Genomic DNA, 14521 nt, shown 5'->3' with positions numbered 1-14521 from the left:
AAAAAGCGGACACATGTCCGCTTTTTTGTTTTAAGTAAAATTTATCAAAACACTCTCTTTACTTTTCTAAAATTAAATAATCAAAATCTTATAAATATCTCTATGATAAATCTATACTTTTAGGTAACTATTATTAATGAAACTTATTTTATTGTATTATCCGACTAATGAAAGTTGTTTTACTTAAAACTTCACTTATTTTTATAAAAGAATGAAAGCATTTATGAAAATGGGTGAATTATTTATTTTTTAACTAATATGACATTGAATTGTTATAGCACATCTAATGTCTACTTTACTCTTCAAAAACTAAAATGCCATGGTAAGCAAATACACGATAATAAATTGCAGAAAAATTTTTAAGAGAAGAATTCTTGTTTTTCAAACATGGTCCAATGTATACATTACTTTACTATATATTGTCTCTCTTATTATTTTATATTATCCTGTTAGTGGGCAATCATATGTTCCTAACCCTCAGGAATTCGTTGGGCCATTTTCAAGTTGGGTTAATGTAAAAACAAAATATGGTGCCAAAGGTGATGGCACAACAGACGACACCCAAGCTCTTCAAAAGGCTCTTAATGAAATTGGCATAGGCGGAGAAAATAATCCACAGGTACTTTATATACCACCTGGTACCTACCTAATTAGCGCAGGCCTAACCATGTCAAATAGACACTATATTTCAATTATTGGAGAAGATCCAGCTACTACCAAAATTAAGTGGGTTGGTGCTGTTGAAGGCACTATGCTGTATTTAAATGGTGTATCATATTCACGCTTCACTAGAATTACTTGGGACGGCTCAAGTAAAGCTAATACAGCCATTGCACATAAATGGGATGGTTCTACTGGTTTTGCAGTAACACATAATGAACATGCAGATGAGACATTCATGAATGTAGGGCATGGTATAAGGGGGGGCAAACCACACATGATGGATGCAGAAACCTCTGTTCTGCGATGTCGTTTTATCCGCAACTCTATTGCAGGAGTGAGCATTGAAAGCTTCAATGCACTAGATTGGTACATATGGGACTCCTATTTTGAGGATTGTAGAGTAGGTGTTACAAATGATCCACCTACCGGCGGAGCAGGTAATTTTCATGTATTTCAAAGCATCTTCAAACGTTCTACTTACGCTGATATCAGCATGCGTAACACAATGTTTTTTTCCATTAGGGATAACTACTCCATTGGCTCAAAGGCTTTTTTTGTGGGTGAACCCATTGGTCAAAACGGAGGCCCTATTACATTACAAAATAATATCATCTTAGATCCCTTAGATCAAACACCTATACGATTTTATAATAAAGGTCCTATTACATTACTTGATAATATTGTTAGAAGCCGCGAAGGCCAAATAGGGCCAGTAGTAACTTCTGAAGGAGATTTAATGACACTTGGAAATACTTTTACTGTTCCAAATCCTATTTTTGGAAAAGAGAAATGGATAACTATTGATGATATAGTCCAAACTCGCAATGTGATTAACCCTGCTGAGCCAGCTTTACAGGCTACTCCAGTCAAAAAGAATAGAAAAATTTTTGAATTACCTGCTGGCTGGGTAGATGGTATATTTCAAAAAATAGTTGACTCAGCAGCAGCATTAGTTGGACAACGCCCAGTAATTCATCTAAAACCTACAGGTTTTGCTATTTCTAAAACAATTGTAGTACCATCAGGTACAGATATTCAATTCATTGGAGATGGTTTTCACTCTCATATTTCCTGGTTTGGTCCGGCAGGAGAGGATGTGATGCGCTTAGAGGGAGCTGATCATTTAGTACTAGAAGAATTCACCATTCGCGGAAATTACAACCAACGGGGAATAGGCCTGACTGTGAAACACAGCGACCAAGTAGGAAAGCAAATATTTATGCAGGGAGTAACTGTGTGGGATGGTAAAGAATTGGGAGTCTCTATGGAAGGATTTTCTCACACTAATGCAGAATTACATGATTTTAATCATAGAGATAATCCTGGTATCAGCGTAAAACTCATTGGAGAAGGCCCTTCTACAACAGGAAGGTTTACTATTTATGGAGGCTCATCAAGTAATAATATGTTAAGCTATGATGTTGATAATGGAGGAAACCTAATGGCACAGGATATTTGGTATGAGAGTCATTATTCAACTGGCACTAACACATTTTTAAATCTCAAAGGCACAGGGACATTTTCGCTGAATGGCGCACAAATATTTGCCTCTAATACTCCTGATGTCACTATTGCTGTAGATAATTTCAATGGAAAAGCAACCTTTTTAGGTGTCCATATGAATGGGAAGTTTGTAGTGAAAGGAGAAGGCAGTACTACAAACGCTGTAGCTTTAGGTAATCAATTTAATACACAAGGAGCATATAGTAACACTTCACCCTTAGCTAAATCTGCTATGCTAAATAGCCGTATTTATAATAATGGTTCATACCCATTAGATAATATAGGTACAATAGATCCGGCTTTTATACGCAACATGTTAGAGCAGGTAAGGAAAAATCGGCCTATTTATAAAACTTCTGTAAATGGCCTCATTTTGCACAGAGTCCAGGTCTCACAGACACAAATAGGAATCAGAATAATCCCTACACAAACTTCTCAAAACCAAAAACCCATTGTTACTCTTACAACACCTAATCAAAATTCAAGTTTTACAGCCCCAGCTACAATTTCCTTTTCTGCATCAGCCACTGATCCAGATGGAAAGATAAACAAGGTAGAGTTTTTTCAAGGAAATACTAAGTTAGGCGAAGATACGAATGGAGCAGATGGATGGAATATTATTTGGAGCAAAGTAGCAACTGGCAGTTATTCAATCACAGCAGTCGCTACTGATAATCTTGGCGCTGTATCAATATCTGCAACTTTTAAGGTTACTGTAATATCTACTCCTACTTGTACAGCCACAGGCACCATTTTAAGAGAATATTGGGCTAACATACCAGGTGTAGAGGTATCTGCGATACCTGTCAATACTATACCTACTTCTACTTCCCAGCTTTCTTCTTTTGAAGCGCCCACCAATATAGGTGACAACTATGGGCAGCGAATCCGAGGTTATTTGTGCACACCTATTAGTGGTAATTATATTTTTTATATTGCCGGAGATGATAACAGTGGATTGTATATAAGCACAGATGAAAACCCCATTAATAAGCAACTGATTGCTTCTGTGCCTAGATGGACACTCTCAAGAGAATGGACAAAATATCCAGCGCAAAGATCAGTGACTATTTATTTGCAGGCAGGCAAAAAATACTACATTGAAGCCCTGCATAAAGAAAGAGAAGGTGGAGATAGATTAGCTGTGGGATGGCTATTACCTAATGCATCAACTATTGCTGTGATTGATAGTGAATACCTTTCGCCCTATATGTCAAGTTCAACTAGAAAAAACGACAACATAATAGAAAGTAAAAATCAGATTAAACTAATAATCTATCCTAATCCTACTCCTGAAGGAAAAGTTATATTAAATGCTAAAGGCTTAGAAAAAAATGAAGATGTAACTATTTCATTATATAATAGTCTAGGGATATTACTCTATTATCAAATTGATAAAAGTAATACAATAGGAGAATTAAAAAAATACTTAGATTTTTCTAAAGAAAATTTTACTGGTGTTTTTGTACTTGTAATGGAAAGCAGAAATAAAAAATTCATTCAAAAAGTAATATTTACAAAAGTATTATAGAGTTTTTGTAAATATTACTTCCTAGAAATTTTTAGTCATCACTGCAACGAGAAATTAACATATTACCTGTTAAAGTTAACAGATATAAACTAATCTCGCTTAATCAATATATTCTCCATTACCAACATGTCCATCTTTGTTCGAAGAAAACAATCTAAAGCCTGTTGTGGACTATTTACTATAGGCTCGTTTTCATTAAATGAAGTATTCACTAAAACCGGTATTCCAGTTTTATTTTTGAACTCATTTATTAAGTTATAATATTTGGGTTCCACGTTTTTATCTACACTTTGCAATCTACCTGTACCATCTACATGCGTCACAGCAGGTATATCTTTTCTTTTGTCCTGCTTTATCAAAAACACTTTCTCCATAAAAGGAACATCATCTACCTGTTCAAAATACTCACTTACATATTCTTTTAATATAGAAGGGGCAAATGGGCGAAAGCTCTCCCGCCTTTTGATCTTTAAATTCAATATCTCTTTTACATCGTTCCTTCGTGGATCGGCCAATATCGAACGATGGCCAAGTGCACGGGGTCCAAACTCAGCTCTGCCCTGAAACCATCCTACAACCCCACCTTCAATTAAGCAATTAGTTACTTGGTCATAGAGCTCAGCATCGTTTAAACGTTTATATACTATCTTATGCTTAAGCAGAAGTTGCTCTATCACATCTACAGTGTACTTACTTCCAGTATAAGGATTATACATTGGTAGTGTCCGCGGTTGATCTAATAAATGGTTATATAAATATAGGGCAGAACCAATTGAAGTACCTGCGTCATGACCAGCAGGGGGTATATATATTTTTTTAAAAGGAGTGCTTGACAGTATCTTACCATTTGCAACAGAGTTTTGAGCTACGCCTCCGGTAATACATATATTATCTATACTAGTTTGTTTATGAAGATGATCAAGCATATAAAAGATCACGTCTTCCGTTATCTTTTGTACAGAGGCAGCTAGATTTCTGTGCTCATCTGTTAATGAGTCTTCTTTATGTCTGGGATTTCCAAATTTCGCAATTAAATAAGGAGAATAAAGTTTATCAATATCTGGAATACCATCCTCCCAGCTCATTTTTACACCCTGTGTAGGATGTAAAAAATACTTCTCATTTAAAGAAAAAAAGCCATTTTCAGTAAACTTAATTACATCTTTCAGTTTATCAACATATAATGGTTTTCCATACGGTGCCAGACCCATTACTTTATATTCATCCCCATAATAAGGAAAGCCTAAAAATTGTGTAAAAGTAGTGTAAAATATTCCTAGCGAATGAGGATATGTTACACTATCCAATACTTCTATTTTATTCCCTTTACCTACTCCTATCATAGTAGAAGTAAAATCACCAAAGCCATCCACAGACAATATAGCGGATTCTTCAAAAGGAGAAGCAAAAAAAGCACTTGCCATGTGGCTTCGGTGATGTTCTATATTATGTATTTCCGCTTTTATCTCCTTCTCCTCTACACCTAAAGCTTCAGCTAACTGTAATTTGACTGAAGATATCTTATTTCGGTTCTGTATTCTATCTATCAAATTACCTAGGCTTACGCCTTTTTTTACAAGATGTAGCATCTTTCTTGTAACATTGGCATTTGGATCTCTGGAGAGAGTTATATGTACTACATCTTTAATGCTAATTTGTGCTTCGTTCAAACAAAACTTAATTGCTTCCGAAGGAAACCCAGCCCAGTGTTTAATTCTTCTAAATCTTTCTTCTTCAGAAGCAACTATTAATTCTCCATTTTTATAGATACACGCGGAGGAGTCGCCATGAAAGGCATTTAATCCAAGAATATACATAACTACAATTGTTTTGGTGCGGACTTAATTTTATCTTTAATTTTGCTTTTCTCTTGTTCGTAGATCATCGCATCTACTATGAAACGGTACCAGCAAGCTTGTAAGAAGTGAAAAATTAGACCTTGCTTTCCATCCAAGAAACCTAACTGAATAAAATAACGGTAGAAAAAGTATAATAAGGGTCTAATAAAAAGAGGAAATCGTTCCCATAGTTTTTTTAACCATTGCCTGCGCTCATCCTGGTTTCCAAACAAATCAGCATTAGCTGTTTGTAATTGTCTAGCTTTGTCAATTTCCTCTTTTGCCTGTAAAGAAGCATATCTGATATGTTTGGCTAGCCAAAAACTTAATGTCTCATTTTTGTTATCTTCAATTAGATCATATTGTAATTTAGCGGTACTCCCGTTTACATAAAAATGATGATCCATCAATTCACCTTCATCTAAATACACACTATCTTTTCTAAAAAGCTTGAGTAGATATCTTGGATAGTACCCTCCATGTCTGATCCACTTTCCCAGAAAATACATTCTTCTCTTGATATAATATCCACTATGCGAAGGATTGCCTGTTTGGAATAAATTCATCAATTCTTTTACTAATTCTGTAGTAATCTGTTGATCAGCATCAAGGCCCAAAATCCAGTTATTTGCAATTGTCAGATTATTTAAAGCGAAAATCCATTGTTTAGTGTGGGTTTCAAACTTGTGCTGAACAACATTGGAACCATATGATTTGGCTATCTCTACGGTTTGATCGGTAGAATAAGAATCGACTATAAATATCTCGTCTACAAACTCATTCAAACTTTGTAATACAGTAGGTAAATTTTTGGCTTCATTATAAGTGAGTATAATAACAGTAAGAGGGATTTTCAAACTATATAAATTTAAATTTTATTATCTAAAAAGATTTATTAGTAGAACTTATTAGACTACTTAAGCTTAAACTAGTTATAGAATAGTATTCTTTAATAAAATGGCGTCGTCAGGAAAGATGGCAAAATAATTAAATTTTTACCTTTTTAGGTGTCAAATTTACCTTTCTAGCTAAGTAGTGAGATGGACTTTCAATAGCGAGGTAAAATACATATGAAAATATTAATGCTGCAGATACTTCGTAAAACCAAAACAGAAATCCATTTTTCTGATGTATACTCATTAAGGCAAACACTATTGGAATTAAGCTATGACATATATATATAGAGTAACTCCATTGACCTGCCCATTCAAATAATTTAGAAGGTTGATGTTTATTATAATATATTATCTCTTTAGATATCCAGAAATAGGCAACAATAGAAAAAATATTCAACGAGAGAATGTAGCTTAAATGTAAATGGAATCTTGCTACTGAGCAAAAGATTGAAATAATTATTATTATCAATCTGCTAAACAATACATTCTTATATGAAATTTCAGCCTTTGCAATATTATCAAGATTTTCTGCTAATAACACTCCAAGTAGCCAGCATGGTAATCCTAATAACCAAGTTAGACCAACACCCAGCTGCCAGTAATTACCTTCATATTTTTTTTGTATATCTACTGCTATATTTAAAAAATGTAGTAGATCGTGTGACATACTAATGGCTAATATATAAGATATAATGAATGCAACCATTATTATTATTCTTATATTTATTTTATTCATTCCCCATAAAATTATGGGATATATTGTATAATAAATAAGTTCAGCATAAAGACTCCAAAAGGGTAATTCTCCAAATGAATTGAAATAATAAGCCAATACACTTATTAATAACATTGGTATACCGATTCTGATATATCTCTTACTATAAAACTCTAAAAGATTCATTTTTCGCCCACTCCTGTAAGGGAGATGAATTACTAAACCTGAAATAATAAAAAAAGCAATAACAGCTGCAACTCCAACGAAAGCATTATTATAGAAAGCTACAGCTGTTTTAGAAATTATGTTGTTGCTGCCAACATAATCTGAAATTGGAGGGCCCCCAAAATGGCTAAATAAAACCCAAAGGGCCAATAAAAATCGAAGGCTATCCAACCCTGCTATTTTCTTTTTCATAGGAGCAAATAGTTTTCTTATAATGCAAAATAATTTTTTTTACTACTGCATTTATATCGTAAAAAGTTTTTGCCATTTTTTTACCATTCTCAGCAATTTCTTTCTTTTTATGATTGTCAGCCAATAAGGCTATAATAGCTTCTTGTACATTTTCAACATTAGTGTTTACTATGATTCCAGCTTCTTCCTTTTTAATATCCTCAGCTATTCCTACTTTGTCAGAAATGATTACAGGAGTAGCACTGGCCATAGCCTCAACTACACTCATTCCAAAGTTTTCTGAATAAGAAGGTAGAACAAAAACTTCAGCATCTCTATATGCTGCTAACTTTGTTTCCCCACTCAACATACCAGTAAACAAAGTTTTATTTAACATACCTCTCTCATTCAATTCTTCTCTGATTATAGTGCCATACCCCTCGTTATCAGGGCCAGCTATTACCAGCATCAACTCAGGAAAATGAACAGAAACCTTGAAAAAAGCTTTAACCAGTATGTCCAAGCCTTTTTTGACATTAATCCGAGAGAGAAATAGTATATATGTTTTGCCTGTCAATTCTGGATAAAATGAAACAAAAGGAGGTATTTCTTCCAAATTTCTATACTCATTTAAATCTATTCCATTTGGTATTACAAAACTTGCTGTAGGTAGTTGTAAAAAATTAGTAACCTTGCTTTGTTCATCAATCGCTGTATAGTGTATAGCGGATGCATTTTGTAAGCAACGTTTGGCTAAAACTTTATAATATATTTTTTTTAAAAGTGTAGATCTAATGTCAACAGTTTCTGGATAAATTGTACCTCTAGGTGAAATAATATAAGGTACTCCCGCTCTTTTACAAGCAGTAGCGGCAGCCCATACAGGAAAATTCCATATAGCAGTAATGTGTACTAAGTCATATTCACTTACTGCTTTTAATAAAGAAATTAGTAATTGTGGTGATAGATTGTAATGAATATACCCATAATAAGAGAAGTATTTTACCTTCACTCCATCTATGTTTTTCCACTTTCTGCTACAAAACTCTGGAAAATTTTCTAATCCAGCATTAGTAGTAAATACATCCACCAATACACCTTCTGTTACTAAAGTTTTATTTAGTAGATGTACAGATTGTATAGGTCCACCAAATTGTACTGCCGGAAAATAAGAAGGCGTTACATGGAGAATCTTCATAAATACAATAAACTATATATTGCGTGTAATTAAACCAAAGTATCTACCAGCAAAAAAGAGAAAATGCAACAAGACATAACTCCAAAAAACTGAATTTAACATAAATTCGAAGCAATTGCCCCGCCAGAATATCTGGAACAAGCCAGTATACATTAAACCTGTACCTATGAGATAACCACCAAATAAATTTTCGCATAAAACAGAAATTTTTGAAGCGGTATAACCAAGCAGTACTGCAAGTAAGACAATACCTATTGCCCCGCCTGAAAGATATCCATCTGTAATCAATGGAGGTTTAGCAGATACTATAGAGTTTCTATCTACAATACCAATATCCCATACCCGCTGCATCACAAGTTCTTCTGTTATAGGTTTGCCAGACCATAATGCTCTAGGTATCATACTTTCTATAGACTGTTTTATTATGAGAAGTCCATAAAAGTCTACATCACGTGGAACACGTTCTACATAATCGACAAACATCCCTATCTCTGAAAGTCTTCCAGTTAAGAACTTCCAGTTATTTGAACCTAAGTCCTCTTCCCCAGAACGAATGGCTTCTATAGCAATTTTGGCAGCCATTTCTGAATCGGTTTCCCCAGATCTAGCAATACCTCTGAATATATTGTTATAAGTAGGAATAAAAATAAAAAATAGTGCAAGTAAGACTGGTAAAGTTAATGTTACAGTTTGCTTATAATAGGGATATAAATAAACTCCTAACATTATAAGAGGAACAATAATCTGTTCTTTCCACCCAGATAAAAATGCATTAACCATATTGACAGCAAAAATCCCAGAAGAAATAAGTGTACTAATCTTTTTACCTTCTGGAATAGCTAACGCTAGGCTTAATACTGCACTTACAAAACTAAGTTCCTCAAGCTTGATAGCAAATTGTACAAAACCAGGAATAAGATGGCTAATAAATGCTAGAGTAGTAAAACCAGCACTTAGTTTTAACATTAAGCTAGAATAGCTAAAAGATTTTATTGTCCATTTAGGCTTCAAATTATACTTCATACCTAATAAAATACCATAAGTAAAAGAAGCATGAGCTAAACAATAATATCTTTGACACAGAGATGCTAGTGCAATTTTAGATTTATCAATATCAGAATGTGGCTGCTTTTCGAAGTAGTAGTAACCATTTAATTCTAAAAAAAAGAAAACTGAAGTAATAGCTAAATAACCAATAAAAACTAATTGTGTAATAAAAACAGGACGCATAAGCTGCCCTATTATTGGTAAATCATTAGGTAATGGTTGCACTTTACCAGACATGGAAATATAAAAAATCATGAAAGAGCCAAGCCATGCAATTGTATAGGAAATAATTGGATGAACTTCTAACAGTAACGCAATAAACCATGGAATGTATAGTAGCAGATAATTTACTCTACTTGATTGAAGGGTGTGTTGTGCAGACATTTAATGATGATTCAAGAAATATTTACATGGGGTTGTATCTTCTTATTGTTTAAGTCAGAGGGGTAACTGATTTTATTACTTAAACGTATTGCTTGATTCTCTATCAATTTGAATAGAATCCATCCAATAAGGAGCGCAACACACATACCAAAGATTAAACGACAAACTTCAAATTCTCCAAGAATAGGAACATGTCTGAAAACAGCAACACCTGTGCGACCAAACTCCCAATGAGTAAGATACAACGAATAGCTAATCATACCAAGCCACAATAAAACTTTGCTCACTAATGTATTTTGACTTATTCTCACAAAAATAATATATAGCAAAGATAATAACCCAACTATAGCTTCGAGTATGCCATTGTTTAACGCTACTACCACTGTGATTACTATAACAGCTGACCATAATTTTATACTAGACATACCCAACTGCATATACCGAAATGCAAGAATTCCAAGTGCAAAAAGGCCAAACCAATGTGGTAGAAATGTTTCGTCTTTTACAAAAAAGGAGCTAAAAACAATCAATATAATGAATATTAGAGCTTTTAAATGAGACTTTGTTGTAAAACCAGAATATGTAATCCCTAAAAATAAATAAAATTGAAATTCTATCGCCAATGTCCAAAATACAGGTGATATCCATTCAAAACCTAATATAGCATTTGCATAACCTATATGAGCAAGAAGCCTCTGCCAAGAGGGTAAAGCATGGCCGGCTAAAGTACTTAAAGACAAGCCAATTGCTATAGCAAATAAATACGGTGGATCTAATCTTAAAATACGTTTTAGTAAAAAAACGCTATAATAGGAAATATGATAATTACGTTTATATAAACTATAAGGTAGAATAAAACCGCTAATAACAAAAAAAACTTCAACACCAAGATATCCATATTGACCCGTAGCAGCAATATCTTTAGCCAATCCAGAACTGCCTGATAAATGAAAATAAGTAACACACAAACCTGCTACTCCCCTCAGAGCATCAATATGATTAAAACGCATTTTTTTATATTAAATATGGAAATTTTTTAATTTAATATTGTGCAACTTTATCCTAATTGTTGCACAATATTATTTGAAATATTTTCATAAGACCAATGTTTGATGATCTGAGCTGAATGCTTACTCATTTCATTTAATTTATCTTTCGAATGAATAAACGTCCGCATTTTGTTCATAAGATCGTTGTGATTACCGGATTTAAAAACATAGCCATTACAACCAGGTTTTACTAGGTCTACAGCGCATCCTACTTTATCGCTTATCAATACAGGTATACTACACGCCATAGCTTCATTCACTGCTAGTCCCCAAGTTTCGCCGGGCCCCTGAGAAGGCAGCACAAAAACATTACCCAGACGATACACAATTGGCATTATCGTCTGGTTTTGAAAATCTAAAAAATGTATATTGTTGTAAGGTTTTGACTGCTTTTTTAGAGACCTCTCTAATATACCATTTCCAACAAAGATTAAATGTATATTTTGCTCTTTTAATCCGATGAATGATTCTAATAACAGATTAGGATTTTTCTTTGGCTCTAATTTCCCAGCAAATAAGAAAACAGTATCCGAAAGCTCAATTCCTAAACTCTTACGCCAAATTAGGGCTTGGTTGGAATACTCAAATGAAGTATTAGAAAATCTTTTATTGTCAATAGCATGAGGAGTATATTTTAATTGATCATCGCTAAGCCCATGAGCTAAGTAATATTGTTTATTATTTTGCCCTACATAAAAAGCAATATCAATATGGCTATAAACCCATCGTAGAAACATCCGACGAGCAAAAGTTTTTATTCCAAACTTTTCATCTAATAGGTGTGAATCCCCACGAAAATAAATAGGTATCAAACCTTTAAAATATCGAATTGCTTGTAAATGACTTTGATAATTCCAACCAAATACCAACAGAGCATTGGCTCCCCAATCTTTTATCTCATCATTAAGTGTTGGATTTACAATACCTCTAAAATGATGTGAACCCGGTTTATTTGATATATTTGTTACAAATGTATAATTGTATCCATCTAATAATGGAATATCCCATTCAATTAATTTTCCAAATCCAGGGTCTTGAGTACCAGTGGCAGATATGTTCCAGGTATAAAAAACTTTTATACACAGTTTGGAACTTTGGCTCAATATCCGGAAAAGAGGAGCATAGTATTGTATTGGGTGGGTAGTAATAATAGCTAGTTTTTTCAAAAAATTAAACAGAATGTCTCACTATAGTAAATGAATTAGCCTAAATTAGATATTAGTATATTATTATCGTTGATATAAATAGTAATATCTGTCGAGATTGATTTTTCAACAGGAATAAGGTTCATATCAAGAAATAAATATGTATAAGGAGTAAAATTGTAATACTTTAAAAATTTGATGTGTATAACCCGCAGAAATTCTTATAATTCGTAATTTAATTCTTTCAATAATTACCTTCAATAAATGATTGTTGAACACATAGTGTATGCTCTAAAACTTCTTGTTCATATACTTTTATATCAATTATGATTGTATATATTTAATATTTTCAACTATCCGATTTAAGATATCAAAAACATATGAGTAGTTTTATTGTTTTATATCAGAATACAAAGCTCATAATTGATTGTCTCTAAAAATGATAGTAAATTTTGGATAAGAATCATTTAAATCCAAGTTGATATTTCACAAGAATAGTAATATTATTTATTGAAAATATTTACAAATGTGCAAAAGAATAAAGGTTCTACTCCAATAGAAAAGGTTGAGGCGAGAATGATACGAAAATTTACTATTTGCACCATCGTTAATCAAAAGGTCATTTATTCATAAAATTCAATTTTAGATAAATTATTGAATTCAGTATTAAGATTCTTTGTATATATACTGTTCCTTTCGAAACAAGCAATTTAATATTCATAATAAATAGTATAAAAAATAGGATGAATCTTCCTCTATGCAAACTAACATAAAACAACTCTTAAAACGCCATAAATCTATTTCTATTGGAAAGAAAATATATACAAATTAAATACATTCGCTATGTTCGTGTAAAGCGGATTTAGCCTTAAGAATCATATCAAAAAAATTTACCTGTTTTTCTGTCATTTTCTTAGCTGTATAAGGCTCAAATGCTGTCCAATTTATATCAGGTATAAATGGAAGCCTTAATAATATATTCTGCCAGGATTCATATATGTTTGTCGCTAGCGTTTCAGTTGTTGTTGCTCCATTAAAGACAATTGCTTCACCTGCATTTGTTCTTTTAAGTATTTCTACTACGCTACTCTGCTCATTAAATACTGCCAATAATGGTTTTTGTGCCATTATGTACGGATATAACTTAGATGCTGTATAATTAGGATCCACAGAACCAGGTATCAGCAGCATATCGGCCTCCCGTAATATTTGTAAAGCTTCAAAATAAGAAACACGGTCAGTAAATTCTTTTATATATTGGTCTACACCAAATTTTTGAGCTAATGGCTCGATAGTAGCTTTACCTTTGCCATCCTTTGCATAAGAAGTACCTATAAAATACATCTTTATTCTTTTAAAGAGTTCGGGAGATTCTACTAAGCCCCTCTTAAAAGCCTTGCATATAGCAGAAATAGGCAACTCCATATCATGGCCTCCTCTACCAATGTAAGCTATATTAATTGTGTCTGTCCCTGGTGAAAAAAAAGAGTTTAAAATTTTCTGTTGCTCAAGTACTTCAAAATCTGTTCTGAATGCACCAAAAGGAATAACTGTACAATTTTCAGGGCGGATATTAGTATAACGCTGCTGCAAGATATCACAATACCCTTGTGATACAGAAATAATTCCACTTACTTTCTTCATTGCAATAGGCTCCAAATATTTATTGAGTCTATAGGAGAACCAGAATTTAGGAGGCCGTTGGTGTTTAGGTACTTTCAAATAATGTTCGCTATGCCAGGGATCCTGCATATCAATTACGAATGGTATACTGAATTTTTTCTCCCAGTAAGTACCTAAAATCATTACTGGAAACATGGTTGTAGAAAAATATATTAAATCAATCTTACGTGTTTTAAGTATTTTATTACCAGCATTTTTATAAAACCATAAGGAACGTAACCCGAGACTACCTAAACCTATTTTACGAGTCCAACGTGGAGAAAATGCTGACACATGAATTATTTCTATTTTAGGAGAGATAGTCTGCAATAAATTTTCATCTATATTTCCTTCGATTTGCTCTGGCTTCACTGTAAGCACAATAGGATTCCAGTCCAACTCCTGGAAATACATTAAACTTTGTCTTACCCGGTGCATGTCTGCTGCATTGATGGGTGGAAAGTTAGGAGAAATGATAAGCAGGTTTTTCAATA

9 protein-coding genes are annotated in these 14521 nt (G+C 33.3%); 1 reads left to right on the top strand and 8 read right to left on the bottom strand.

Going from position 1 to position 14521, the window contains the following annotated elements; all coding sequences use genetic code 11:
• Nucleotides 1-319 precede the first annotated feature (319 nt).
• Nucleotides 320-3697: a glycosyl hydrolase family 28-related protein gene (locus tag Q0590_RS26250; RefSeq protein WP_302040609.1), complete on the top strand. Its 3378-nt coding sequence runs from the start codon at nt 320-322 to the stop codon at nt 3695-3697.
• A gap of 89 nt (nt 3698-3786) precedes the next feature.
• Here Q0590_RS26250 and Q0590_RS26245 read toward each other — a convergent pair whose 3' ends face one another.
• The 8 genes from Q0590_RS26245 to Q0590_RS26210 form a co-directional block, all read right to left on the bottom strand.
• The gene (locus tag Q0590_RS26245) at nt 3787-5514 is read right to left on the bottom strand and encodes a carbamoyltransferase family protein (RefSeq protein ID WP_302040608.1); all 1728 of its coding nucleotides are present in this window, start codon (nt 5512-5514) and stop codon (nt 3787-3789) included.
• Nucleotides 5515-5516: 2 nt separating this feature from the next.
• Nucleotides 5517-6392 carry a glycosyltransferase family 2 protein gene (locus tag Q0590_RS26240; protein ID WP_302040607.1) on the bottom strand — a complete coding sequence of 292 codons (876 nt, stop codon included), beginning with the start codon at nt 6390-6392 and terminating at the stop codon, nt 5517-5519.
• A 130-nt stretch (nt 6393-6522) separates the two neighbouring features.
• Entirely contained in the window at nt 6523-7563 is a 1041-nt protein-coding gene (locus Q0590_RS26235; protein WP_302040606.1) for an acyltransferase family protein, read from the bottom strand.
• Nucleotides 7535-8740, bottom strand: coding sequence for a glycosyltransferase (locus tag Q0590_RS26230; RefSeq protein ID WP_302040605.1), 1206 nt, complete (start codon nt 8738-8740; stop codon nt 7535-7537). Before Q0590_RS26230 ends, Q0590_RS26235 begins: the two co-directional genes overlap by 29 nt.
• A 12-nt stretch (nt 8741-8752) precedes the next feature.
• Nucleotides 8753-10171 carry an exosortase Y-associated Wzy-like protein gene (locus Q0590_RS26225; protein ID WP_302040604.1) on the bottom strand — a complete coding sequence of 473 codons (1419 nt, stop codon included), beginning with the start codon at nt 10169-10171 and terminating at the stop codon, nt 8753-8755.
• Between the two features lie 11 nt (nt 10172-10182).
• Nucleotides 10183-11181, bottom strand: a complete 999-nt coding sequence (locus tag Q0590_RS26220) for an acyltransferase family protein (RefSeq protein ID WP_302040603.1) — start codon at nt 11179-11181, stop codon at nt 10183-10185.
• Between the two features lie 47 nt (nt 11182-11228).
• Nucleotides 11229-12386, bottom strand: a complete 1158-nt coding sequence (locus Q0590_RS26215) for a glycosyltransferase family 4 protein (RefSeq protein WP_302040602.1) — start codon at nt 12384-12386, stop codon at nt 11229-11231.
• Nucleotides 12387-13193: 807 nt separating this feature from the next.
• On the bottom strand, nt 13194-14519 hold the full coding sequence (locus tag Q0590_RS26210; protein WP_302040601.1) for a glycosyltransferase: 1326 nt from the start codon (nt 14517-14519) through the stop codon (nt 13194-13196).
• Between the last annotated feature and the right edge of the window lie 2 nt (nt 14520-14521).

Origin of the sequence: Rhodocytophaga aerolata (assembly GCF_030503435.1) — a bacterium.
Lineage (GTDB): Bacteria > Bacteroidota > Bacteroidia > Cytophagales > 172606-1 > Rhodocytophaga > Rhodocytophaga aerolata.
This window is presented reverse-complemented; position numbering and strand designations above follow the sequence as displayed.

Bases quoted from the DNA above. Each gene is read 5' to 3' on its own strand.
- Q0590_RS26230 (WP_302040605.1), bottom strand. From the start codon at position 8,740: ATGAAGATTCTCCATGTAACGCCTTCTTATTTTCCGGCAGTACAATTT.
- Q0590_RS26220 (WP_302040603.1), bottom strand. From the start codon at position 11,181: ATGCGTTTTAATCATATTGATGCTCTGAGGGGAGTAGCAGGTTTGTGT.
- Q0590_RS26225 (WP_302040604.1), bottom strand. From the start codon at position 10,171: ATGTCTGCACAACACACCCTTCAATCAAGTAGAGTAAATTATCTGCTA.
- Q0590_RS26245 (WP_302040608.1), bottom strand. From the start codon at position 5,514: ATGTATATTCTTGGATTAAATGCCTTTCATGGCGACTCCTCCGCGTGT.
- Q0590_RS26235 (WP_302040606.1), bottom strand. From the start codon at position 7,563: ATGAAAAAGAAAATAGCAGGGTTGGATAGCCTTCGATTTTTATTGGCC.
- Q0590_RS26250 (WP_302040609.1), top strand. From the start codon at position 320: ATGGTAAGCAAATACACGATAATAAATTGCAGAAAAATTTTTAAGAGA.